The following is a 25,733-nucleotide window of genomic DNA, read 5'->3' on the forward strand; positions in this document are numbered from 1 at the left end:
ATACCACACCCGTTATTCTAATGTTATAGGTTGTAGGCCTTTAGTCCCGGCAAGCCACAGCCCACCCTTAGGAGCGACCGCCAAAGCCAGCAGATTTTCCCCTTTCAATTGCCGCACCAGTTGCGCCTGATTATCTGCATCCAGACGGATAATCACACCACTATTGCCGACCAGCCATAGTTGACCAGCAACTTGGGTTATGCCATTGATGGTCGTCTTCTGTGGCAATGTAATGGACTGCCACGACTGTAATGACAAATCACTGGCAAACAGGTTGCCCCGCAGGCCACCAACATAGACTTTCCCGTTGTATTCTTTTGCTGCAAATAGCGATCCTTCATAAGGAAACATTAACCGTTGCCAATGAACTCCCATATCGTTGCTCACGGCCACTAGCCCCATTTCCCCCACCAATAGCAATCGACCATCACTCAGCGGTAATAAGCGATTAAAATGCGGCAGTATAGAGTCTGATTCCTGTTGATAAGCTTGAGGATCATCCGTTTTCAGTTGTTGCAGATACTGTGCATCATCTGCGTTCAGCAGCTCGTCATGAAATTCCCGCTGCCAATGTTTACCACCATCTTGGGTGCGCAAAAACAGGCCGTAGGCACCAACAGCCAATCCCTGCTGCGCATCATGAAAATAAACATCCATTAACGGGCGGGCTAATTCTTCCGAACGATACTGCAATTGCCAAGTAGCCCCAGCATCGTCACTGTGCATAACGGTGGCATCATGTCCTACTGCCCAGCCGTTAACAGCATCCACAAAGGTGACGCGGGTAAGCAGATTACGACTGGGAGTTAATACCTGTTGCCAATTTCCGGTTGCCGCTAATCGGAGTATGTGACCCCGTTCTCCTACCGCCACTAGCGTATTACCGGCATTTTTGATATCCAGCACCAACGCTTTTGACGCCAGCGGCTGTAACTGACTGGTGATTGCCTGCTGTCCCTGTTCGTTTGGGGTCGCGCTAGCAATCAGCGGCAAGCCGCAGATAACACTGCAAAACAACACGCAGAACTTCATCTTGTCGCCTTAAATGAAGGGGCAGCCTGCTGCCCCATAGTTAACAATTAACGTATCCCGTCCCGGCGCAATGACGCTGGGGTGAAGTTAGCTTCTGTAAGTTTGGCATCGAAATCATACATCGGAGACTGGTTATCCAGTCCCAACGCCAGATAACGGCGTGACTGCAGATCGTGATAGACCTCCAAGGTACTCCACTGCACCGGCACTTCGTAATAGTTGAGCCCGTGCGCTTGTACTACCCGGTATAACTCATCGCGATTGTCATACAGATCTGCGACAGAGATCTGCCAAGAGTCTTCGTCAAGATAAAATACCCGGGTCTTGTAGATATGGCGCATCCCCTCTTTCAGAGTCGCTTTGACTACCCACACCCGATGTTTCTCATAACGCACCACATCCGGATTGATATGACCTTTCTTGAGAATGTCACTGTACTGCAATTTATCAGAATGCAACCGGTAGTCGTTATAAGGGATCAATAGCTCTTGCTTACCTAGCAACTCCCAGTTGTAACGTGAAGGCGAGCCGTTAAACATGTCAAAGTCATCGGTGGTACGTAACCCATCAGACACGGTTCCGGGTGTATCAAATGCCACATTTGGGGCCTTACGTACCCGTCGCTGTCCGGTGTTATAGGTCCACGCCTGTCTGGGTTCTTTTTCCTGATCCATGGTTTCTTTAACCAACAACGCAGTCCCAGCCAGACGCGCAGGTTGTGTAACAACCTGTTTGAAACTGAAGATCAAGTTATCTTTACGTAACTGCTCCAGGGTTTCTTCCGGGCGGGAATATTCAAAACGAATTTCTTCCTCCATTTCTACCAGTGTGTAGTCACCAGAAGCTGTAGGTGCGGCCTGCCCGCGATGGGTGGCAATATCGACCCCGCGAAACCTAAGAATATGGTTCCATATGGCTTCCAAGCCATTGGCTGGAATAGGAAATGGGATCCCTTTCGCGGCACCGTCAACACCGTTTCCCCCTGCCACTAACACCGCTGATGTAGCATTAGCGCGAGTCGCATCATAGATATATTGGGGCACCGATGCGGTTCTACGGGTCTGATATACGTGCATCTTGAAACTATCGGGATACAGTTCAAACAGTTTCTGCTGTCCAGGACTCAACAACGACTTGTATTGAGCTAAATTGGCGCTGGTGACTGTGTATAATGGCTTGTCATCTGGGAATGGATCCGGATGATGCATACCTTTTTGATAACCTGCTGGCGGTTTGGTAATGCCTCCGGTCCAAGCAGGAATCGAGCCGTCTTGATTGCCCGCCATCTGAGCGCCTAAGGGCGTTAAATCCTTGCCTAATCTGGCGGCCTCGGTTTCGGACACTTGTGCCTGCACGCTGCTCCCCAGCATCATGATGACAACCGCTGTCAGTTGTGTCATAGCTTTCATCGTTATTGTCCTCTTTACAGCGAGTACTTAATGCTGAACGAAATATAATCGCGATCAGCCATGGCATTGGTGGTTCCCACGCCACCAAAGAAGTTGTTGTAAGACAGATCTGCCCCCCAACGGCTCTGGTAATCAAAACTGATCCCTAATGCCACCGATTTACGCCCTTCGGTAAACAAAAACAGCGGATCTGGTGTTATCCCGTTAACATCGTGCGAAAACACGATTCTAGGCGAAGCGTTGATCCCGGCATACAGGTTGTTCAGATCGGCTTTCGCCACCAAACGGTAACCCCAAGCAAAGGCAGTAGGGAACGGATTGGTCTCTGGCCCATCTTGCAGCGCCTGAATTATTCCGGGCATATCAGGATTGCCACCACTACGACTGGTGCCTGGGCCATTGAGACGTAGCTCATTAAAGCCTGGCATATTACCAATCCAGACACCGCCCACCTCGGCCAACATGGTGAGATTGTCAAAGCCCAGTGTTGGGCCAAACAGATGGGTTAATGTCACCTGCGCCTGAGTGGTATCGCGGCGGATAAAACCATCAACAGTTTCCCCGGGTGCCACAGTGTCCATCTGTGAAATGCCATTGAGATCAGGCCGAAGTCCAGCATTGGCCAACTGCTGTGGCATTCCCGCAAACAGCAACTCCACATCGTCAATCTGCAACGGTTCATCTTTGCGATAAGCGATTTCGCCCGCCACCGAGGTGTCACCTACCAAGGTATTAAAGCTGAATCCATAAAGCTTGATATCTTCAGGGTAAACCACCTGTGCTTTAGAGAAACTCTGCAAACTCAGCAACAGCTGACGGTTTATCTGACCAGCATTCTGCCCCAATACAGCTAAATCACTCATCAGTGCCGAAGTGGTAAAATTGGCCGCCGTACCACTGATAAGTGGCCTACGGCTGTGGTAATTCATGAAGTAAAAACCGAATTCGGTTTCACCCAGCTCTGGTGCGTAATAATTGACCTTAATACCATACTGGCCGCTATCACTGGGTTTAGCTTCATCTTGTACCAAGGTGACTTTCGTTGGATAAGCCAGTGCCATCTGTGCCAGTGTTGCCGCAGATACGGGGGCACCGCTGGCAATAAGGTTGGCAAGATAGCTATATTCCTGCTCGACGAAATCGAGATTGATATCAGGATTAGCATTAAACCCTAATTGCGCGTTCTGCGAATAACCGCCATAGCCAACAAAATCATTGGTCGCAAAAATCGAACCGGGAGCAGGTACCCAGATCGGCTCCCAATCGTATTGATAAAACGCTTCCAACGATAGATTTTCAGTGACACCTAATGACGCCCAAATCATCCCCTGAGGCCTGAAAGCCTCTTTCAGCTCTGCACCTGGTACATACAAAATATTCAAGTCCACAGGATTTATTTCGGCAATACCGTGCGATATCAGCGTGCTCTCCCCCCAGGAAACCACCTGTTGGCCGATGCGAACTGCCAGTGGATTTTTGCCATCGTTCAGTTCAAAGTTTGCGTACACAAAGGCATCCAGCAGTCGGATATCCTTACACTGCACTTCACTGGCACGATTATCGGCGCAAGGATCATATTCCTTGCCTGTTAGCGGATTGGTGTAACCAAAATCGCCGTTATTGAGTTTACGATCATAAAAATACATACCTCGGGCAAACACCCCATAGTTACGGTATTTCAACTGTAACTCGTGCAAGCCTTTGAAGATCTCTGAGGTAGTGTCTCCCTTGGCATACAGCAGGTTGCTCATGTCATTGTTGCTGGAATATGACCCAGGCTGAGCCCAGATTTCGGCGGCAGTGTAGCGAGTATCGCCAAATGCTGAATATCCGCGCCAATCAAACTGCGGTTGATTCACTTTACCGATCTGGCCATCCCAGTCGCGACCCGCAACCCGCCAACTGGCACCCAAGGTCCAGGTTGAATCAAATGAACCCTCGACTTCGCCCCAATTAAAGGACACGGCTGCTGCTGAAGATAGTAGCCCTAGGTTCAGTGCCGATATCACCCCCAATGTGACCACCGACTTTTTGAACGTTGTTTTCATCGTCATGTTAGCTTCTCCATCCCTACCGGTTGCGTTGTTTAAGATTGAGAACCAACATCTAGTTAGCCGGCAGGTAACATTAGAGTTACAACAATTAACGGCGCCTAGCAAGTCACAAAATATTAGACTTTTTGGGCACTTAAGTGATTTTTATGTGTAAAACAACGAGGAAATTTTTGAAATGACTGAATGTAAATTGGTCTGACAACTTAAAAATACATATAACCGGATGATATTCAAAGGATTAAAAAATGTGCAAACCCACAACAATAATACTGGTACTCATTCAAACGTTTTAAGCTTTTACTCTATATTTTTTAACTTATAAATAAAATTAACCTTTACGTAAGGTAACGCTTAATTATGACTGAAAAATATACGGTATTTGTGAAAAATATTGACGTATAACAGCCGAGTCTCTGTGCAAATTACACAAAAAAAAGCCCCGAGATCATCGCTCAGGGCTTAACACACTGTAAAACAGTATTATATCCGTGTAATGGATTGAAAATTTCCTTGTCTATCAACAACCAGCTTAAACTGACCGTGGATCCCATCGGCGCTAAGAAATTGCCTAAAATGACGGCCGTTTATCTGCAGGATCTTGCCATGGATATCCCGCACTTGAACAGCTTCTGCCATGCCTTGGTAATATGGCTTAAACTCTTCAAAGCTCAAATTAAGTCGGAAATAGAACTCCATTGTTTATCCCTTCTTACAGGCATTTCAAGCCTGTAATGCCTTACTGACTTTTTCGTAGAGATCACGTGACAACGCAGGCAATTCCAGTAATTGGTGCAAGCATTGCTTAAGCAGTTGCTGCCTACCCGCGTCCAGTTTACCAAACTGGATCAACGGTGTGATTATCCGAGCAGCCACTTGTGGATTGCTGCCGTTGAGTTGCTTGATAATATCCGTCATGAAGCGGTAACCCGCCCCATCTGCACGATGGAATTGGGCGATATTGGCCGCCGCAAATGTGCCCAATAAAGAGCGGACACGGTTGGGATTCCCCATGCTGAATGCCGAATGCTGCTGTAACTTTTGCAACCGTTGCAACACCTCTGGGGCATTGATATTTGCCTGCAAGGAGAACCATTTGTCCATGACTAATGGTGTCTGCTGCCAACGCTGTTCAAAAGCATCAAGTAAAGCGTCGCGGCAATCACTGTTACCTTCAACCGCAGCACTCAGTGCGCCCAGTGCTGCTGTCATGTTATTAGCTTGGGCAAACTGTTGCTGCAGCAGCGCTTCATGGCCATCGGCGCCACGGGCTAACAACACTAATAAAGCGTTGGCAAATGCACGACTGCCTGCGTCATCAACCCCATGCAACACCTGATAACGCGCCAGCGCTTCGTCTTCACAAGCTGTGGCGATAGCATCTATGACATAGTCACGGGCACACAGCAACGCATCCAAATCCACTTGCGTGACTTGTTCCATCAGCGTAGCCACAGAAGGCATCTTCAAGATTTCCGCAGCCAACGCATGATCGAGCTCAGCACTCAAAATAACGCCACGGAACGCATCAATCACTCGATTATCAAGCAGCATGCTCTGCTGCCGCTGTAACCGACTAACGTTGTCCCACACTGCGCGACTAAACAGTGTGACTGACGCGTCCCAGCGTGCCACTTCACTGCTGGCACTGGCCATGAGCACCAGCAGTTGTTCAATGGTGAAGTCATATGACAAACGCACTGGTGCCGAGAAATCCTGCAATAAAGAAGGGATCACTGCGGCGGGAAGTTCCTGAAACTCAAAAGTCTGTTCACTTTCAGTAAAGTCCAGCACTTGATTAGCCAGTGATTGACCCTGAGCATCCAGCAATTCGACACTAAACGGAATATGCAGTGGCAATTTTGCGGCTTCACCTGCCCGCTGTGGCGTATGCTGTCGCAGCGTTAATCGATAACTCCCCGTCTGTGCGTCATAGCTATCGTCCACGTCAACTTGTGGTGTGCCTGCCTGGCTGTACCAACGGCGGAATTGTGTCAGATCTTTACCGCTGGCATCCTGCATCGCCTGCACAAAATCATCACACGTTACCGCTTGTCCGTCATGCCGTTCGAAATAGAGTTTCATGCCCGCCTGAAATCCAGCTTCACCAAGCAAGGTGTGCATCATACGGATGACTTCGGCGCCTTTGTTGTAAACCGTCACGGTATAGAAGTTATTCATTTCAATCACTTCTTCCGGCCGAATGGGATGCGACATCGGCCCCGCGTCTTCGGCAAATTGCTGGTTTTTGATGACCTTGATCGCATGAATGCGATTTACCGGACGAGAACCTACGTCGGAGCTGAACTCCTGATCACGGAATACAGTCAGCCCTTCTTTCAAGCTCAATTGGAACCAATCGCGGCAAGTGACTCTATCGCCAGTCCAGTTATGGAAATATTCATGACCAATGACTGACTCAATACCGTGGAAGTCATCGTCGGTAGCACTCTCGCGATCCGCCAGAACATATTTGGTATTGAAAATATTCAGGCCTTTGTTTTCCATCGCCCCCATGTTGAAAAAGTCTACGGCAACAATCATGTAGATATCGAGGTCATATTCCAGTCCAAAGCGACGCTCATCCCAGGCCATCGCTTTCTTCAATGATGCCATGGCGTGGTGAGCTTTATGCAGATTGCCTTTATCGACAAATACCTGCAGCTTCACTTCGCGGCCACTTGCTGTGCGAAAACTGTCTTGCAGCAGGTCCATATCTCCGGCAACCAGCGCAAACAGGTAGCAAGGCTTGGGGAACGGATCTTGCCAGCACGCGAAATGCCAGCCATCGGCCAGTTCCCCGCTGTCAACTTTGTTACCGTTGCTCAATAGATACTTAAAGGATTGCGGCGCTTCAATGCGCACACTGTATTTGGCCAGCACATCTGGGCGGTCGAGAAAGTAAGTAATGCGACGGAAGCCTTCGGCTTCACACTGGGTGCAGTAAGCACCATCAGACATATAAAGCCCTTCAAGGCTGGAGTTACCCTGGGGGTTGATGCGCGTTACCAGTGTCAGTTCAAACTCATTTAGGTGCGTCTCCAATTGCAGTTTTCCAGGCAATTGTGTCACCGCCACAGGTTCACCGTTTACCTTGGCACTCAGCAAATCTAATTCTTCGCCATCCAGCACCAAAGGCTGCTGATGATCACCGTTACGCCGCACTTGGCTGGTAGCCGTCACTATTGTCGCGTCGGGGATTAACCTGAATGATAACGATAATTCTGGGATTAAGAACAAAGGCGGTTGATAATCGGCCAGGCGTTTGCTGGCGGGCTGATTGACATTTTGAGACATAAGAGCAGACCTTGACGACAAAATGAATGAAACAAATGATGTTAGTACTGAGTATTCAGCTTAACGCTGAATGAAGAAAAAACGCGCTATCAGCGCGTTTTTTCTCTCACAGAAATCAATGAAGCCGATTATTGGCGGTTTTATCGTAATCCACCATATCCAGCGTGATATCCACGGCTTCGTTGAGGAAGGCGTCTGGCTCGGCAATCTTTTTCTCTGCCTCACTGACATTATCTTCATCTTCCAGAGATTTCAGCGCTGGTAGGCCATGCACCTGACGCCGTTCATTCAGACGCGCCAGAGCTCTGGCATCTTCGTCTTCACGGTCTTTCAGGCGTACACTTTCTACCAGTGAGACACTCTTTTCTTTGTGATGCTTCTTGAACTCCTTGATGTCATCCATGATATAGCTGAATTCAACACTATTTTTTACACGTTGCTCATGGCGCTGTTCCAAGCTGGCAATCAGCGGCTTAGTAATTTCGTTGAGCGGCTGATAGTTTGCTGGCGGAACCTGATCCCATGGCAAGGCATTATCTTCCTCAGACTCGCCATATTCACCCGCGTCCAAGGCACTCGGGAATAGAATATCCGGTGTTACACCTTTACGTTGCGTACTGCCACCGTTTATACGGTAAAACTTGGCAATAGTGTACTGTACGTGGCCGATTGGCTTATCGTACATATCGTAAATCCGGCCTAAGCCCTTGTGTTGCTGCACAGTACCTTTACCAAAAGTGGATTCACCCACAATCAGCGCCCGGCCATAGTCTTGCAATGCGGCAGCAAAAATCTCTGAAGCGGATGCAGAATATCGGTCAACCAACAGCGTCAGCGGACCGGCATAATATGTCTTACCATCATTATCACTGTTTTCACTGATGCGACCACTGGCATCACGGATCTGTACCACCGGCCCTTGATCAATAAATAATCCGGTCATCAGTGTGGCTTCTGTCAATGCGCCACCACCGTTACCGCGTAAGTCAATAACGATACCTTCGACCTTGTCAGCCTGCAGTTTTTGTAACTCATTAGCCACGTCGTTTGACAGGTTCATGTAAAAACCGGGGACCGTTATCACCCCTACTTTACGGTGAGCATAGGGCCCTTGTTCAGGCACAATCACTTTGGAGGTGGCGGCCCGATCTTCTAGACGGATCTTGTCACGGGTCATGGTCACAATGAACGGCTTAGCGTTAGAGCCACCTTTCTTGGGCAATACCTGCAAGGTTACTTTACTGCCCTTGGGGCCTTTAATCAGCTCAACCACATCATCAAGACGCCATCCGATGACATCGACCATTTCACCATTTTCCTGGCCGACGCCCACAATCTTGTCATCAACCGCAAGTTTGCCGCTAAGGGCCGCTGGACCACCTGCGACTAAGCTTTTAATGATAGTGTAATCATCTTCCATCTGTAACACGGCGCCGATACCTTCGAGGCTGAGATTCATCTCCATCTCAAAACGTTCAGCATTACGTGGAGACAAATAGCTGGTGTGCGGCTCAATACTGCGGGCAAACGCATTCATGACGCCCTGAAACACATCTTCGCTATTGGTCTGCTTCATCCGCTTAATCGCGTTGTTGTAGCGCTTTTGCAGAATATCCACTGTCTCTGGCCAGGTTTTACCGGTTAGCTTCAAACTGAGGGCGTCATATTTCACTCGCTGGCGCCATAACTCATTTAATTCGGCTTCCGTTTTCGGCCAAGCAGCATCTTTACGGTCAAATACGTACTTATCACCAGGCACATCGAAATTCATCGGCTTGTCTTTGTCCAACAAACTCAGCGCATAGGCAAAACGCTCGTAGCTGCGTTGCTGCACCAGATGAAACATCTTATATGCAGGTTCCAGTTCACCGGTTTTAATCATATCGTCGAACTGAGTCGCATAGGGCTGAAGGCTATCGACATCACTTTGTAACAGCACATTACGCCGATAATCAAGTTGCTCCAGAAATCGATCAAAGATCTTCTTGGAGAACGCGTCATCCAATTCAATACGGTGATAGTGAGAACGGGTGAACAACCCCGCCACCCGCTTACTGGTAACCTGATGTTGCGGCTCCTGATGGAGATCAGGTAACTCGCTGACCGGAATTGTCGGTGATATAGCAAGCGCCGTGTTTCCCAACAGCATACTGGCCAGTGACGCTGCTATAATAATCTTTCGCATCAGCAAGTTACTCCTTTATCTTTACTTGGATTTCGGCACTAAAGCAGAATATGTTCTGCATGAACCTTAACAGTCAACCCAGAATCCAACTGCACATGAATATCATCTTTATTGATATTCTGGATAATGCCAGCAACCGGATTAACCCCGAGTTTGACATTAACCCGTTGCCCTAGGTTCAACTTGGACAAGGTGGCAGGTGTAAGCTTAACTGTAGGCTGTGGCGCTGGGGTACGAGTGGCCGCCTTAGGAATAGCAACTTTTTTGCTATCGGTATCAACGCGTGGTTTACGGTACGCTTTGGTTTTAGCAGGCTTGGATGGCTTCTCATCAGCAGTGTTCTGGCCTTCCGCTTTAGCCACTTCAGCACGACGAGCTTTCGCTTTTTCCTGACTATCCTTCAGAATGGCACGCGCATGTTCGATATGTTCTTGTTCCAGTTCGCCACAGGGCTTACCGTCCAGATCCACCCGTTGTGCACCTTCCTTGAGTGACTTCAGATAACGCCAGCTATTGGTATAACGCCGCAGAGCGACCCGCAGCTGGGTTTTACTGACTCTGGAATCGTTGGCCAACCGTTCTGCCAAATCCTGGAATAATCCTATTTTTAAGGGTTTGGCTTCACCTTCAGCGATAAAACATAAAGGAAAGGTTTCATATAAATACGCCAGAATGGCATTGGTGTCGGTCAACTTTTCTGTTGATTCCATATTACTTCCACGAATTACAGGGGACACAGACAGCGCTGGCCCGGTCGTTAGTTCTTTTTATCCCGGAGGATAACCTAAAAATTAGCATGCCTTCAGTAATTACCAAAGGATTCGTTAACCTTAACAATTGTGAGACACGATTGCCAAGGCTGCGCGCTCAAGGGGCCTATTATAAGCCGAGCCGCACCGAATGCGACTATCAAATGCACAAAATCGAACGGCTTTTAAGCAAACAGGCAGCTTTCTAAGGTAGCCACCAGCGTTTCCAGCCCGGCTTGATCCTCTGCATCAAAACGTGCCAGTAGTGGACTATCAATATCCAATACCGCTATCACTTTACCATTTTGCCGTACTGGCACCACAATTTCCGAATTACTCGCTGAATCGCAAGCAATATGCCCGTCGAACTGGTGCACGTCTGCCACGCGCTGGGTACTGTTTTGAGCAACTGCGGTGCCACACACACCTTTGCCAACTGGAATGCGGTTACAGGCAACTTTGCCCTGGAATGGTCCCAATACCAACTGTTCACCTTTTACTAGATAAAAACCGACCCAGTTCAGATGCTGCAGATGTTCATTGAGCAATGCAGAGAAATTCGCCATCCCCGCGATCAAGTCTGTTTCGCCATCGAGCAATGCGGCGGCTTGACGATTAAGGGTGTTGTACAACTGAGGTTTCATTTTCGATTCCTGGATTAAGCATCAGCAGATGCTTTCTTTTTAGGCGTTTTTACGATGGGGGCTGCGGTTGCCGGGCTACCTTTCAGCAGCGCGGCCAGCGTATCTTTATTTGACGCCATGTAAAAAGCAAGCTTTTCTGCTGCTCCATCATCTATGCTTGCTTCACTTGCCTGAATAAAGGGTATTAGGTTGTCGGCAATGTCCAGCATTCTGTCATATGCATCGGCTTCCTTCTTGGAGGTAAACGTCATCTTTTCCACCCCTTCTCTGACCACAACAAACTGGGTAATAACCGCCATGATCTTCCTCACACTGTGTAAACATACAGTATTTAGAGTGACATATTTACGCTCGAAGATGCAAGAACTTCGCAGTATCTGCTAACATCGCGTCAGTAAACTTGGTGCTGACAACCGATAACCTTAACTTTATGCGCACAGATACCCGGAGAAGTATGTCTTCTCTGTCTGACTCAAATGATGAACGGCTGAGCCCTGATTGTTCGGTGATTTTATGCCGTGCCTGCGATCTGGCCGTTAGTCGCCGCGCGCTGCCTTCGGGTGTGAGAGCCATTTGCCCCCGTTGTCAGACACCGCTATATGACACTCCTTACTGCGCAGTTGATGGCGTGCTAGCAATGTGTATTGCGGCGCTGATCCTGTATATACCGGCGATGCTACTGCCGGTATTAGAAATGCATTTTATCGGTAGCGTTCGGACTACCACAGTGTGGCAGGGCGCGCTGGCGGTGGCCGAACAAGGCTATTGGGTTGTAGCACTGGCGGTACTTATAGGGGCTGTTGTCGGCCCGGGGTTACTCATCAGCTCAGTGCTGGCTCAAATGGTGATCATCAAGAATCGGCTCTACCGTTTTAATAGTGGCCGAAAATTCTTTGTGCTGTTACTGCGTTATCATCAACTGTTGCCACAGATGTCCATGCTGGAAATTTATGTCATCAGTTTTCTGGTAACCTCGTTCCAACTGTCTGATTTCGCCGATGTCTATTTCGGAATGGGCACCTTCTGCTTTACTATGTTGTTCTTGGTAGTGCTGTTTATGCTAAGAGAATACAAGCTGGAGCATATGTGGAGTTACCTCAATGAAGGCGAATAACAGTGTACAGGGCAAGGATCTGGGGCTGTGTCGCTGCGACGATTGTGGTCAGATTAATAACACTACTGAAAGCTGTTGTCTTCGGTGTGGCGCTAAACTGCAGTTGCGTGATTACAACAGCTTGCAACGTAGTTGGGCACTGTTGATTACAGCCGCTATTTTGTTGGTCCCCGCCAATCTATACCCCATTACAACGTTGACGAAGAGTGGTCGTGTGACTCACGACACCATTTTCTCTGGGATCCTGCGCCTAGTGCATTCCGATATGTTACCTATAGCTGTTATTGTGTTTACGGCAAGTATTCTCGTGCCTTGGCTGAAGATTATCGGTCTGGGTATCTATTTGTCGGCAATCAGTTTCAATCTAAAATTTTCCAAGAAGAAACTGATGCTGGGATTTCACTTGATCGAATGGATCGGCCGCTGGTCGATGCTTGATCTGTTTGTTATTTCGCTTACGGTGGCACTGGTGAATATGGGCCAGTTGCTGGATGCCAAGCCGGCACCAGCAGCAACGGCATTTGCACTGGTGATTTTGTTTACCCAGGTGTCAGCCAAAGTGCTGGACACTCGTCTGCTATGGGATCAGTTGGAACAGCAAGATGACGCAAATTGAACAACCCAAAGTGGTGCGTAAGAAATTATTCTCCCCGGTGTGGCTATTACCAATAGTCGCCCTAGCGCTGGGAGCATGGCTCGGAGTCAAAAGTATTCGAGAATCAGGCATAGATGTCCGAATTCATTTCCCGAGTGCCACTGGGATAGATGTGGGTAAAACATTAGTTCGTTATCAAGGGCTTAATGTCGGCAAGGTTGTGGATGTATCCATTGACGATGAACTGAAGGGCGTGAATGTTGACTTATTGATGGACTACCGCGCCGAGCCGTTACTACGGGCAAACAGCAAGTTTTGGTTAGTAACTCCCAAAGCCAGCATTACCGGGGTGGAAGGCCTAGATGCGCTGTTTTCCGGTAACTACATCGGGCTGTTACCCGGTGATGGTGATTTTCGTGACCATTTTGAGGCAGAGCAAGAAGCCCCGCCTGTGTTACCTGGAAGCGATGGTTTGGTCATCGAACTCAGTGCCGAAAAATTAGGCTCACTAGATGTAGGCTCACCAGTGTTTTATCGGCAAATTCCCGTTGGTGAAGTCGTCAGCTACCGCCTTGACCCACAACACAAGGTGTTATTGAAAGCTTACATTGAGAAACAATATGCGACTTTAGTGCGCAAAGACTCGCACTTCTGGAATGTATCCGGGGTACAGATTGATGCTTCGCTCTCCGGCATCAAAGTGAATACCGCCAGTCTCGCCTCATTGATTGCTGGAGGGATTAACTTCAGTTCTCCAGTTTCTTCACCTGCAGCAGAAGCTAACCAAGGCTACAAATTGTATGCCAGCCAGCAGGAAGCCAATGGCGGCGTGCGTTTTGTACTTACTGCAAAAGATGCGGATGGCATTAAACGCGGAACGGATGTGATATATCGCGGAGTCACGATCGGTGAAGTAGAAAATGTCGTAGCAGAGTCTCAATCGGTATCCATTCACACCCGACTGGATGCACCCTATGCCGAACTACTCGGTAGCGATGCTAAATTCTGGCGTGAAGGCGCGGATATTTCGTTAAATGGATTTAAACATGCTGGTAGGCTGGTGAGCGGCGATGTAATTCAGTTTTTGCCCGGCAACGGTAGTCCGTTAGCGCAATATCCTCTAGCAAATACAGCCCCTAGGCTGGAGCGTGAAACACCCATAATGCTTACCTTAACGGCAGCCGAAAACCCTGGGATCAGCAGCGGCGCTGACATTCGCTACCGTCAGGTCAGTATTGGCAAAATTACCCAAGTTAGGCTGGCGGACGATTTTTCTGCGGTGTTATATCAGGCAGAAATTTTTCCAGAATTTAAGGCACTACTTACTGCAGGTAGTGATTTCATTGCCGAAGCACCACTGGACATTAAAGCGTCTCTGGACGGGGTTGAAGTTAAAAGCGGCGATCTCACTACACTGACCAAAGGTGTGGTGAGTTTGCGTCATAGCCTGAATAAAAAAGCGCTAAATACCGCTAACCCGATTGCCCTATTCGCTTCCGCAAGCAAAGCCGATGCCTTTTACCAGCAGGGACATAAGATCAAGTGGACGCTGTACAGTGACGATGCAGCATCTGTGACAACGGGCTCCCCGGTGTACTACAAAAAGATGCAGGTTGGCACAGTGACCGCCGTGGACTGGCAGGCAACCGCAGACCGGTTTACTGTCACATTGGCAATTGACAGCACGTTTGCCCCACTCCTGAAAAAGAACATTGTGTTTTGGCAAAATCCGGCTTTGGCGGTAGATGCCAGCCTCACCGGCGTGAAATTGCAAATGGCGCCCCTTAACGGCGTCCTAAAAGGCAGCATTGCCTTGGCCAAGCTAGATGGCCATAAAGTCGATAGCCAACGGCTATACCACTCAGAATCGTTGGCACGCAGTCAAGCACAAGCCATCAGCCTCCTATTACCGGCTGATAGTTCACTAAGAACTGGCGCAGCAATCCGTTATCAGGGCACCCAGATTGGTGAAGTTACCCAGGTGGTGCTGAATGCCGATTTAAAGCATCTGGATGCCAAGGCCTATCTTTATGGCAAATATGCCGCGCCATTTCTCAAACGGGATAGCCAGTACCAGCTGCAACAGGCACAGGTAACATTAAAAGGGGTGGAGCATCCTGAAGCATTACTGACCGGCGCGTTCATTGCGGCAACTCCAGGCAATGCCAGCGATAACAGCACCCAATTCACCGTGCCTAGGTTAACCGATGATTACATGGCAAAAGATGCACTGCATCTTTTGCTAAGTCGTAATACGCTCGGGTCGGTGAAAAATGGCACGGGTATTTTCTTCCGTGGCATTCAGATAGGCCAAATAATTGATTATCGACTTAAAGATAATGGCGACGAAGTATTGCTCAATGCCAGTATTGCAGCGCGTTATCGCCATTTATTGAATCAGAGCAGTCGTTTTTACGACCTTTCTGGCATCAAAGTGGATTTGGGACTGTTTTCAGGCACTCAGATAGAAACAGGGTCACTGGAAACCATTCTGGCAGGTGGTATTGGCGTGGTAACTGAGTTGAATAACCAACAGGCAGCGCCGCTCAATGCCAGTCAAACCTTACCGGTGTACGATAAAGCCGATGCTGACTGGCTGCAATGGCGACCACAACTAAGTGAATAGTTTATCAGGCAGAGGCATCATGGATGCCTCTGCTCTATTTTAACCATAAAACCAGTAACACACCGCAATGGCGCTGATAATGCCGGCAAAATCCGCAAACAGACCACAAGCCAAGGCATGCCGACCATGACGGATCCCTACGGAACCGAAATAAACCGCTAAAACATAAAAAGTTGTTTCAGTGCTTCCTTGGAATATCGCGGCCAAACGGCCGGCAAAGGAATCGACACCGTAATGTGACATGGTTTCCAGCATCATGGCTCGCGCCCCTGAACCGCTGAACGGCTTCATCAACGCTGTCGGTAAAGCATCAACAAAACGGCTATCAAAACCCAACCACTGCACTATCGAGGCGATAACATGCAGCAAGTAATCTAGCGCCCCGGATGCTCGCAGCAAGGCGATTGCCAATAACATCGCCAGCAGAAAAGGGATCAGCCGAATTGCCTGTTCAAAACCCGATTTGGCGCCTTCAATAAATTCGTCATATACGGCAACTTTGCGGATACTGGCAACCAACACAAACAGAAACACCAAGGACAACAACACGCCATTACCAACCGTGGTGGAAACCGCGCCAATTGTCTCGGCACTTTGATGTAACAACCACCCTACTGCAGCGGAAACCGTCCCTAAAATAACCACACCGTAGGCAGCAACAGTAAGGTTCCATAACGGTAAGCGCTGCACCAAGGCTACCATCAACAACCCCGCCAGCGTAGACCCTAAAGTCGCCAGTAAAATGGGCAAAAAAATCTCTGCCGGTGCAGCCGCACCTTGTTGGGCCCGGTAAAGAAACACCGTCACAGGTACCAAGGTAACCGAGGAGGTATTAAGCACCAAAAACAGGATTTGAGCATTGCTGGCAGTCTGCTTATCTGAGTTGAGGCTTTGCAGATCCTGCATCGCTTTCAATCCCAGCGGTGTCGCGGCATTATCCAGTCCTAACATATTGGCGGTAAGATTCATGGTCACACTGCCAAACGCCGGATGGCCTTTGGGAACTTCCGGCATCAGCTTACGCAATAACGGTTCCACTACCCAGGCAATCGCCGTCACCACGCCTGCTTTTTCGCCAACCCGCATCAGCCCCATCCACAAGGTCAACACGCCGATCAAGCCCAGTGCAATCTGGGCCGCCAGACTGGCGCTGTCGAACATGGCGGTAACGGCTTCGCTAACCACTGCGGTGTGACCTGTAAGGCACTGCAGCACAATAGCCAGCAGCGCTACTACAAAAAACAGGCTCCAGACCCGATTCAACACAAATCCACCCCAATTTTAGCCGCACTGCATGCTATAATGCCGCGCCGAAAAGAAAACCGCTTTAAGTGTTATGGTTCAATTAAATCAGAATTTTATCAACTGTATCGCGCAAGAATTACCACCAACGCTATCGTTGGAAGATTTTATTGCCTCCTGCGATAAACCGCTGCGCCCTTCACTGCGAGTCAATACTCTCAAAATCGACAGTGACAGTTTCCTCGCACGGATGCAGAGCAAAGGCTGGCAGTTTGAACCTATTCCTTGGTGTCCCGATGGTTTTTGGTTTACCGTGCCGGAGCCAGTACAACCCGGCAATACCGTGGAACACCTGCAAGGACTATTCTACCTGCAGGAAGCCAGCTCCATGTTGCCACCAATGGCTTTGCACTATGACACTGCGATGGCAACGGTATTAGATATGGCGTCTGCGCCCGGCTCAAAGACTACTCAGATTGCCGCCATGATGCATAATCGCGGTTTGCTTGTCAGCAATGAATATTCCTCCAGCCGCATTAAAGCCTTACATGCCAATATCCTGCGCATGGGGGTCAGTAACACGGCCTTGACACATTTTGACGCCAGGATCTTTGGTGAGTTTTTATATGAAACGTTTGACGCAATTTTGCTGGATGCCCCCTGCAGTGGTGAAGGCACCATCCGTAAAGATGCACTAGCACTGAAAAATTGGGATGCAGACGAAATTCAGAGCATTGCCGCCACACAACGCGATCTCATTGAATCTGCGTTTCTAGCACTAAAGCCGGGGGGAGTATTGGTTTACTCTACCTGTACGCTTAATAGCACCGAAAACCAGAAAGTCTGTCACCACCTCAAACAAACTTTTACCGACGCGGTTGTGTTTGAATCGCTGGCAAATTTATTCGAGGGAGCCGAGCGCACAGCCACAGATGAAGGTTTTCTACATATCTGGCCACAGGTATATGATAGTGAGGGCTTTTTTGTCGCAAGGATACGTAAAACAGCGTCTATTTCTCGCCGACAAGAACCGCCGAAACTGCAGCAGAATTTTCCTTTTGAGCGCATAACTCACAAACAATATCAGCAACTCAGTGATGAAGTAGCGAACATCATTGGCGTAATGCTTCCCAAAGAACGGCTTTGGGTTCGAGATGGCGAGTTCTGGCTGTTTCCTGAAGGTTTTGTCACGCTGATCGGACAGGTACGCTTCCAACGCATCGGCGTTAAAATCGCAACCCTAGAAAAACATGGGATTAAACTGCAGCACGAAGCAGTGATGGCGCTTGATATCGACGCTACATTGGCAATTACGGTAGATGCTGCACAAGCGGAACAATATATGATGGGACGCGATATCACCCTAGCGACCACAACAAAGGCTCAGGGAGAACGAGTCCTGCTATGGCAACAGCAAGTATTAGGTCTAGCCAAACACTTAGGTAACAAGCTTAAAAATCAACTACCAAGAGTTCTGGTTCGGGACAATATCAGTAGTACGTAATAAATGACGAGGCATATTTATTCATTTTGGGTATTACTTATTACTAAATAAACTAATAAAGCCACAGCATTTTACTGTGGCTTTAACATGATAGTCTAAAATTCAACCAGAGATCGCAATCCTGTCATATCTCAACTTAAGCGCACGGCTCTTAATGAGCCATTCCCCTGGGCCCAAAACAATCGGAATAGTTTTGGGCCTCTTTTTTTCTTAAGTATGCTCAGCTAACAGCGCTGCATCGCGGAATAATCGAAAGAAATTATCCGTGGTATAGGCCGCCAGCTCGCTTAGGGGTTCGCCGCGTAAATCGGCAACAAATTGCGCTACATCGCGGACATACGCTGGTTGATTTTCCTTGCCACGATGCGGAACGGGAGCCAGATAGGGAGAATCGGTCTCAACCAGCAGTCGTTCCTTAGGAATTTGTTTAATGACGCTACGCAGTGCATCGGCATTACGAAAAGTCACAATACCAGAAACAGAGATATAAAAACCTAACGCCATTGCCGCTTGTGCCATTTCCAACGATTCGGTGAAGCAGTGCAACACCCCGCCACATTTTTCCGCATGTCCATTACGCAAAACGGCCAACGTATCATCTTGCGCATCACGAGTATGGATGATCAGGGGTTTACCGACTTCAGTTGCAACCGCAACCTGTTGCTCAAAACATTGTAACTGCGCCGCTTTGCTTTCCGGCGCATAAAAATAATCCAAACCGGTTTCGCCGATGGCAACGACCCTCGGGTCAAGCGCATGTTGCCGTAATTGTTCGATGGACAGCCCCGCTTCTACATCCAACGGATGCACCCCGGCCGATAGAAATACTTGTGGGTAGGCAGCCATTCGATCTCGCATGGAGATAAAGTCCTGTTGCCTGACATTGACACAGAGAAACCAGTCCACGCCCCGCATTTTGGCGCCAGCAATGATTTGCGCAAGAGAATCCTGATCCGGCGCGGCTTTTAGACGATCAAGATGACAATGGGAATCAACTAACACAATCAGTCCCATAAGGAGTTACAAAAGGGAAGCAAGAATATCCCGCTACATAGTGCAGGTCAAATCGCCCGAGGCCAATTCACGGGACAGCAGGTTCTCAATACGTTGTTTATGTTCCTGAGCCTCTGAAAGAATTTTTACCCCAACGCCCGCGGGACGGCCACCAGAGGCTCCCAAGGGATTGATCCAAACCACCACGCCCTGAAATTCGTTAATACCAGTTGCTCCCGGCAAACGATAGCCAATACGCATCTCCTGCCCCAGGAAATGGCTTTCAGTCGTCGTGACAAATAACCCTGCTGGCTGAATAAACGGCATGTAAGCACGGTACAGCTGATGCAGGGTGTCAAAATTTACGATCAGATCAACCATAGGATACTTTTATTTTTTCAGTCTCTTGTATTCTAAGACATAACTTTGGCATAGCGCCAGATAATTGACATTCGCCATTAACATCAGTTGCTGATTATCCTTCATTACCCTCGCCGCCAGTTGTGCGACTTGTGACTGCTGTAATGGGTCAAGTAGTCCTGCGTGCATTTCATCCTGTAGCACCTGATATAACAGTTTAAGTGCGTCAAACAGTTGCTCAGCAGACAAGTTACTGAGCTTTTGACTCAGATGACCACTCTCAAGGCTTTTCTGCCAGGCAGTTTTCAACTTTTTCAGTTCAGCCGCATAGCCATCCGCTACATATTGGGCCAGTTGCAGTGCGCCCCCCGCAATAGGCAAACACCAGGCCAGATCTTCATTAAGTTGCGGATATTGCGAATGCAGCCATTGGTTAAGTTGTACTGCTGATGGCCGTGCCACCTGCACTTGCTGGCAACGGCTGACAACCGTTGGTAATAAGGCTGCTGGTCTGTCACTCTGCAACACCAACAATGTTGCTGCTCCCGGTTCTTCCAGCGTTTTCAATAAGGCATTAGCCGCTGCTACAGTCATCCGTTCGCACCGCAATATCAATGCCACCCGGAAGCCACCCTGTTGTGCAGTATTCATCAACGACTGACATAAGCCCCGCACCTGTTCAACCTTGATCTGATTTCCATCCGCCTGCAACAGGTGGAAATCAGGATGATTGCCAGCATTGACTAATTGGCAACTTTTACAGTGACCACAGGGTTCATCGGCTAACGGAGCGTTACATAAAGCCAGTGCCGCCATGTATTGCCCAAGTGCCACACCGCCATCAGCTTCCGCTAACGGCAGTAACATGGCATGTGGTAGCATCCCTTGCCGCCGCTGTGCGGCGAACTGCTGTTGGGCATCGTGCAACCATGGCAGATTGGCGGACATCACTAACTCCCCAACCGTTGCTCAAGCGTTGCCACAATATCCCGGTGCACCTGTTGCAGTGGCTGACTAGCATCGATCACCACAATGGTGTTATCGGCCGCCGCCAATGAAAGATAAGTAGCGCGTGCACGTTCAAAGAAATCCAGTTCTTGCTGCTCGATACGATCAAGCTCGCCACGACTAGCAGCGCGAGCCATTCCGAGCGCTGGTGGAATATCCAGATAAAGCGTCAATTGAGGTTTAAAATCGCCAAGAGTAGCTGCGCTGATGGTCTGCACTAATGGCATTAAGCCACGCCCGCCCCCTTGATAAGCCAGTGAAGACAGATTATGGCGATCGCCAAGCACCCATTCGCCCCGAGCTAAAGCGGGTTTAATGACATTGGCGACTAACTGTGCCCTGGCGGCATACATCAGCAAACATTCCGCTTCATCGCATAATGGATCGCTGGCATCTGTGGTCTTAACCAACGTACGGATTTTTTCCGCTAGTGGTGTACCTCCCGGCTCACGGGTACACACGGGCTCCCGGCCCGTCAACTGGCTAATAAAATCGCGTACTAAGGCTATTGCGCTTGACTTACCCGCTCCCTCAAGCCCTTCGATGACAATAAATTTGCCCGGATTTTTCAGCGTAACCTGCATTATTTCTTTCTTCTCTGATAACGGTCTACCGCACGATTGTGTTCCGCCAGCGTTGCCGAAAAGACATGCGAACCATCGTTGCGCGATACAAAATAAAGATAATTCACTGCCTCAGGATGCGCCGCCGCCATTAAGGATTCACGCCCAGGAGCCGCAATGGGCGTTGGTGGCAAACCATGAATGCGGTAGGTGTTGAATGGCGTTTCCTGAAGCAGATCCTTGCGGGTGATATTGCCATTAAAGGCGTCCCCCATCCCATAAATCACGGTGGGATCTGTTTGCAAGCGCATACCTTTACGCAGGCGATTGATAAATACGGCTGAAATCAATCGCCGCTCTTCTGCCTTGCCAGTTTCCTTTTCAATAATGGATGCCAGAATCAGTAGCTCATAGGGCGATTCCAGCGGCAAACCTTGGTCGCGCTCGTTCCAGACGGCCTGTAGCTCTTGCTGCATTTTATGATAGCTCTGGGTGAGCAGCGTCGTCAGTTCGGTACCCGCTCGATATTGGTAAGTATCTGGAAAAAATTTACCTTCAGCTTTGGCGGAATCATCACCTTGCTGCTGCAATACCTGCAAAAATGGTTGCGGTGACTGTTGCAGATGCGGTAATTGCTGCAGATATTGCCGCCATTCACTAATCGTTTTACCTTCGACCAGCGTCAGGATAAATCGCTTTTCGTCACCGGCTACCAGCTTTTGCAGTAACGACTCCGGCGTATCCTGAGGTAAAACCTCGTACAACCCAGAACGAATAGCCGTCAATTGCGGCTGTAACTTTCCCAACATTTTCCAGCGCCAGTCATACTGTAGCCAGCCGCGCTGTTGCAATTCCTGCCCTAACCGATGAAAAGAGGTACCGTGCCCCAGTTGCAACTCCTGCGGAGACTCCAGCGCTAAGGCCGTGCGACCGAACACTTGCGTCTGCTGGTAAGCCCAAAGGCCAACAGCCAACAGTAATGTTAGCAATGTCAAAAAAGTTGCAGCGGTAATCAGGATCCATTTTTTCATAACTGAATGGCGAGATGCTGCCTCAACTGAGAACTCAATGACCAAGGTTGATAACGATAGCTGTCCACGCCAATGATATCCACTACACCGCATAGACTGTTGCTGATAAACAGATGCGATACGCGACTTAAGCAATCGCGGCGGACAGCTTGTACCTGCACATCAATGTTCATTGCCAGCAATGCCATTATCACCTGCTGGCGCATCACACCCGACACGCCAGCGTAATTGATTGCTGGGGTCAACGCCAGCCAACCGCCCTGGGCAGTTTCTGTGATTAAAAACAGGTTCGCCATTGAGGTTTCAACCAGCTTACCATCAGTGTCGAGCACCAGCCAATCATCAATTCCTGCGGGCAACGGATAGCTTTTTATCAGCACCTGTTCGAGGCGATTCAAATGCTTGATACCGGCAAGTAAGGGTTGCTTCGCCAGTGTCACCGCGGAAGTTTGCAGTTTGATCCCTTGCTGTCGCCACTTGCTATAGTGTGCTGGCAGCGCACTGACACTCAAAACCTCGGTAACTTGTGGCTCAGCTGGCGGCATATAACCACGTCCACCATTACCGCGGCTCAGTTGCAGTTTCAAACAATGCGAAGGACAGCGACTGGCGGTTTCAGCCAGCAGTGACAATAACAATTCTGAAGGGTGCCAGTGAAACCCCAGCCGAGCAGCACCCTGCTGCAAGCGTTGCAGGTGGCAAGACAAAAACTGTATTTTCCCCGCGACGTCCACAGCCATCGTAGCAAACAGTCCATCGCCATAGGTGAACGCCCGGTCATAGACACTGATTTTTTCAGTAGCCTCACCGTTGACCCACACCGTCGCCATCAGCGCTAATCAATCCTGACTAATGCGGCTGGCAACCGCATCTTGTTGATCTTTATACTTGGCGTTTTTACGCGAATTATAAGGTTTAGCAACCGGATGATTAAGTTTGTCGAAATTCAACGCGCCAATGGTCATCATCGGCCGTAAAGCCAGCGGCAATTTACCGCTGTTAAAAAACTCCAGCACTATTTTACCTTTCCAGCCTGGATCAATGCGGTGTGCGGTGACATGCACCATCAACCCAAGCCGTGCTAGCGATGAACGGCCATCAAGCCATCCCACAATATCCGCCGGCAATTGCACACTTTCATAGGTAACGGCTAACGCCAACTCCCCAGGATGCAGGAAAAATGCTTGACCATCGGCAATGTCTATCTGATCGCTCATCACGTTGTCCAATGCAGACTGAACTTCAGCTTTCGGACCTGACAAATCGATATAGGGCGCAGTGTGATCTTTAAACACCCGAAATTGATGCCCCAAACGGACATCCACACTGACGCCGCTAATAGCGTCACTGGCAGGCCGCGGCTCAATTACGATACTGCCATCATCAAGGCATTGTTCAATTTCGATGTCGGTTAATCTCATTGGGCCCTGTTCTCCTGGGTCGTACTATCTCGAAAGTAGGTGCTGAATACGCGTTTTCAGAATATCAGTGGCAATACGGTTTTTACCGCCACGAGGCACGATGATATCGGCGTATTGCTTGGATGGTTCGATAAATTGTAGGTACATGGGGCGCACCGTATTTTGATACTGCGTCAGCACCGATTCCATGGTACGCCCTCGCTCTTCTACATCCCGGCGCAAACGGCGGATCAAGCAGATATCCAACGGCGTATCCATAAAGACACTCGCATCCATCAGATCTCGCAATTTGGGATCGGTCAGCAACAGAATACCTTCAAGAATAATGACCTTTTTCGGTGTCATCAGCAATGACTCACCAGTGCGGGTGTGTTCCACATAACTGTAACAGGGAATTTCAACCGGCTTGCCATCTTTGAGATTTTCCAGATGGCGCGCCAGCAACTGATGATCTAACGCCTTGGGATGGTCATAGTTGGTCAGCACCCGCTGTTCCATCGGCAGATGGCTCTGATCGCGATAGTAGCTGTCTTCACTGATCACCCCAATTTCGTTGGTGCCGAGATCTCGGCACAACTCCTCGTAGATGGTTCTGGCAATCAGGCTTTTGCCGGAGGCGGAAGCTCCGGCAATGCCAATTATTACACTATGGGCCGCGCTCATTCTGCTTTATTCTTCCTCAGAAATCGCAATAGAAACCGTACTCTGTTGCTGTTGCAATGCTAACGAAGCTGCCACTTTACGCGCGATATCGCGATAGATAGCGGCCACTTCGCCGTCAGCATCGGCCACAACGGTCGGAACACCTTGGTCCATATTTTCCCGAATATTGCCGTTCAGTGGCAGCGCCCCCAACAACGGCACGTTGTAACGCTGTGCAATACGAGCGCCACCGTCACTGCCAAACGGATATTCTTTATGACCACACTCTGGGCATAGGTAGAAACTCATGTTTTCCACTACACCAAGCACCGGAATATTGACCTTTTCAAACATGGAGATGCCCTTTTGCGCATCAGCCAAGGCAATATCTTGCGGAGTAGTCACAATCACGGCACCACTCACTGGCACTTTCTGTGACAATGTCAGTTGGATATCACCGGTGCCTGGTGGCAAATCGATAACCAGATAATCTAGATCTTGCCACAAAGACTCATTCACCAATTGCAACAGCGCACCCGCCGCCATTGGACCACGCCAAACCGCCGCTTGATCATCCGTCAGCAGAAATCCGATACTCTGAGCGCTGATGCCATGAGCATTGGCACAGGTCATATACTTACCATCGGGAGACAACGGCCGAAAATCAGTAACACCTAACATCATGGGGACTGACGGACCATAAATATCAGCATCCAGAATGCCTACGTTGGCACCTTCTGCCGCCAACGCCAGTGCCAAGTTCACCGCAGTGGTAGACTTACCCACGCCGCCCTTACCAGAAGCCACCGCAATCACTTGTTTTACACTCGGGATTGGCAGGATATTGCCCGTCGCAGAGTAAGACTTCACTTTAAAGTCCATCTCGGCTTCGACTTCATCAATACCGTCAATCTTAGCTAACGCCTGAGTCAGCGCCATGACAGTGTCTCGATATTGGGTTTCACAGGGATAGGGGTAAACCATTCCGAGCTGCAGTTGCGTACCGTTCATTGCCAGTTTGGTAACACAACCGGCATCGACCAGTCCTTGTTTAAGATAAGGATCCTGATAAGCATTAAGTGTGTTGAGTACTGGACCAAGAAGCGCGTCACTAAGACGATAGTCCTGAGATGCAGAAGACAAAATATAATCCCCTTCAGATAAAGTTGACCAAGTGTACCAGAAATTATCTGCTGATTTGGAATAGATTTACTTCATCCAGTTCACACCATGATGAAAATAGCTGAGGGATCGGTTAGTATCTAGG

General features: G+C 49.1%; 23 protein-coding genes. 4 read left to right on the plus strand and 19 right to left on the minus strand.

The window, feature by feature from the left end; translation table 11 throughout:
- Positions 1–12: 12 nt before the first annotated feature.
- From J3L11_RS06800 to J3L11_RS06840, 9 genes are all read right to left on the minus strand, one after another.
- Positions 13–1,032 (minus strand): YCF48-related protein, encoded by a 1,020-nt coding sequence (locus J3L11_RS06800; protein WP_189616135.1) that lies wholly within the window; start codon positions 1,030–1,032, stop codon positions 13–15.
- Between the two features lie 47 nt (positions 1,033–1,079).
- On the minus strand, positions 1,080–2,441 hold the full coding sequence (locus J3L11_RS06805) for a DUF1329 domain-containing protein (protein WP_133039122.1): 1,362 nt from the start codon (positions 2,439–2,441) through the stop codon (positions 1,080–1,082).
- 14 nt (positions 2,442–2,455) lie between these two features.
- Entirely contained in the window at positions 2,456–4,495 is a 2,040-nt protein-coding gene (locus tag J3L11_RS06810; protein ID WP_207570564.1) for a DUF1302 domain-containing protein, read from the minus strand.
- Between the two features lie 480 nt (positions 4,496–4,975).
- Positions 4,976–5,191 carry a DUF2835 domain-containing protein gene (locus J3L11_RS06815; protein ID WP_133039120.1) on the minus strand — a complete coding sequence of 72 codons (216 nt, stop codon included), beginning with the start codon at positions 5,189–5,191 and terminating at the stop codon, positions 4,976–4,978.
- Between the two features lie 24 nt (positions 5,192–5,215).
- Entirely contained in the window at positions 5,216–7,789 is a 2,574-nt protein-coding gene (gene pepN, locus J3L11_RS06820; RefSeq protein WP_207570565.1) for an aminopeptidase N, read from the minus strand.
- A gap of 115 nt (positions 7,790–7,904) precedes the next feature.
- The gene (gene prc, locus J3L11_RS06825; protein ID WP_207570566.1) at positions 7,905–9,974 is read right to left on the minus strand and encodes a carboxy terminal-processing peptidase; all 2,070 of its coding nucleotides are present in this window, start codon (positions 9,972–9,974) and stop codon (positions 7,905–7,907) included.
- A gap of 38 nt (positions 9,975–10,012) precedes the next feature.
- On the minus strand, positions 10,013–10,684 hold the full coding sequence (proQ, locus tag J3L11_RS06830) for an RNA chaperone ProQ (RefSeq protein WP_189616127.1): 672 nt from the start codon (positions 10,682–10,684) through the stop codon (positions 10,013–10,015).
- Positions 10,685–10,908: 224 nt separating this feature from the next.
- Complete coding sequence (locus J3L11_RS06835; RefSeq protein ID WP_189616125.1) at positions 10,909–11,367, minus strand: GAF domain-containing protein; 459 nt, start codon at positions 11,365–11,367, stop codon at positions 10,909–10,911.
- Between the two features lie 14 nt (positions 11,368–11,381).
- Positions 11,382–11,666 carry a YebG family protein gene (locus J3L11_RS06840; protein WP_133039115.1) on the minus strand — a complete coding sequence of 95 codons (285 nt, stop codon included), beginning with the start codon at positions 11,664–11,666 and terminating at the stop codon, positions 11,382–11,384.
- Positions 11,667–11,821: 155 nt separating this feature from the next.
- Here J3L11_RS06840 and J3L11_RS06845 point away from each other — a divergent pair, with 155 nt between their 5' ends.
- The 3 genes from J3L11_RS06845 to J3L11_RS06855 are packed head-to-tail and all read left to right on the plus strand — an operon-like array spanning position 11,822 to position 15,702.
- The gene (locus tag J3L11_RS06845; RefSeq protein ID WP_207570567.1) at positions 11,822–12,481 is read left to right on the plus strand and encodes a paraquat-inducible protein A; all 660 of its coding nucleotides are present in this window, start codon (positions 11,822–11,824) and stop codon (positions 12,479–12,481) included.
- A complete protein-coding gene (locus tag J3L11_RS06850) occupies positions 12,468–13,097 on the plus strand; it encodes a paraquat-inducible protein A (protein ID WP_189616121.1) in 630 nt (209 codons plus the stop codon). Before J3L11_RS06845 ends, J3L11_RS06850 begins: the two co-directional genes overlap by 14 nt.
- The gene (locus J3L11_RS06855; RefSeq protein WP_207570568.1) at positions 13,084–15,702 is read left to right on the plus strand and encodes an MlaD family protein; all 2,619 of its coding nucleotides are present in this window, start codon (positions 13,084–13,086) and stop codon (positions 15,700–15,702) included. Before J3L11_RS06850 ends, J3L11_RS06855 begins: the two co-directional genes overlap by 14 nt.
- A 39-nt stretch (positions 15,703–15,741) precedes the next feature.
- On the opposite strand, the gene J3L11_RS06860 is transcribed toward J3L11_RS06855, so the two are convergent.
- Positions 15,742–16,968, minus strand: coding sequence for a nucleoside recognition domain-containing protein (locus J3L11_RS06860; protein ID WP_207570569.1), 1,227 nt, complete (start codon positions 16,966–16,968; stop codon positions 15,742–15,744).
- A 70-nt stretch (positions 16,969–17,038) separates the two neighbouring features.
- On the opposite strand from J3L11_RS06860, the gene rsmF reads away from it, so the two are divergent.
- Complete coding sequence (gene rsmF, locus J3L11_RS06865; RefSeq protein WP_207570570.1) at positions 17,039–18,448, plus strand: 16S rRNA (cytosine(1407)-C(5))-methyltransferase RsmF; 1,410 nt, start codon at positions 17,039–17,041, stop codon at positions 18,446–18,448.
- A 210-nt stretch (positions 18,449–18,658) separates the two neighbouring features.
- Here the strand turns inward: rsmF and J3L11_RS06870 are convergent, their stop codons facing one another.
- Genes J3L11_RS06870 through apbC form a run of 9 tightly spaced genes read right to left on the minus strand, consistent with a single transcriptional unit; the run spans position 18,659 to position 25,609 of the window.
- The gene (locus tag J3L11_RS06870) at positions 18,659–19,450 is read right to left on the minus strand and encodes a TatD family hydrolase (protein WP_207570571.1); all 792 of its coding nucleotides are present in this window, start codon (positions 19,448–19,450) and stop codon (positions 18,659–18,661) included.
- Between the two features lie 45 nt (positions 19,451–19,495).
- Positions 19,496–19,822 carry a PilZ domain-containing protein gene (locus J3L11_RS06875; protein WP_133039108.1) on the minus strand — a complete coding sequence of 109 codons (327 nt, stop codon included), beginning with the start codon at positions 19,820–19,822 and terminating at the stop codon, positions 19,496–19,498.
- Between the two features lie 9 nt (positions 19,823–19,831).
- Complete coding sequence (gene holB, locus J3L11_RS06880; protein ID WP_207570572.1) at positions 19,832–20,749, minus strand: DNA polymerase III subunit delta'; 918 nt, start codon at positions 20,747–20,749, stop codon at positions 19,832–19,834.
- Positions 20,750–20,751: 2 nt separating this feature from the next.
- Positions 20,752–21,393 carry a dTMP kinase gene (gene tmk, locus J3L11_RS06885; protein WP_207570573.1) on the minus strand — a complete coding sequence of 214 codons (642 nt, stop codon included), beginning with the start codon at positions 21,391–21,393 and terminating at the stop codon, positions 20,752–20,754.
- A complete protein-coding gene (mltG, locus tag J3L11_RS06890; RefSeq protein WP_207570574.1) occupies positions 21,393–22,403 on the minus strand; it encodes an endolytic transglycosylase MltG in 1,011 nt (336 codons plus the stop codon). The genes tmk and mltG overlap by 1 nt, the downstream gene beginning before the upstream one ends.
- Complete coding sequence (gene pabC / locus J3L11_RS06895; protein WP_207570575.1) at positions 22,400–23,233, minus strand: aminodeoxychorismate lyase; 834 nt, start codon at positions 23,231–23,233, stop codon at positions 22,400–22,402. The genes mltG and pabC overlap by 4 nt, the downstream gene beginning before the upstream one ends.
- A gap of 9 nt (positions 23,234–23,242) precedes the next feature.
- Positions 23,243–23,824 carry a dCTP deaminase gene (dcd, locus tag J3L11_RS06900; protein ID WP_189616101.1) on the minus strand — a complete coding sequence of 194 codons (582 nt, stop codon included), beginning with the start codon at positions 23,822–23,824 and terminating at the stop codon, positions 23,243–23,245.
- A 24-nt stretch (positions 23,825–23,848) separates the two neighbouring features.
- Complete coding sequence (gene udk, locus J3L11_RS06905; protein ID WP_133039103.1) at positions 23,849–24,487, minus strand: uridine kinase; 639 nt, start codon at positions 24,485–24,487, stop codon at positions 23,849–23,851.
- Positions 24,488–24,493: 6 nt separating this feature from the next.
- On the minus strand, positions 24,494–25,609 hold the full coding sequence (gene apbC, locus J3L11_RS06910; protein WP_207570576.1) for an iron-sulfur cluster carrier protein ApbC: 1,116 nt from the start codon (positions 25,607–25,609) through the stop codon (positions 24,494–24,496).
- Positions 25,610–25,733 lie beyond the last annotated feature (124 nt).

Origin of the sequence: Shewanella sp. 4t3-1-2LB, assembly GCF_017368415.1 — a bacterium.
Lineage (GTDB): Bacteria > Pseudomonadota > Gammaproteobacteria > Enterobacterales > Shewanellaceae > Shewanella > Shewanella fodinae.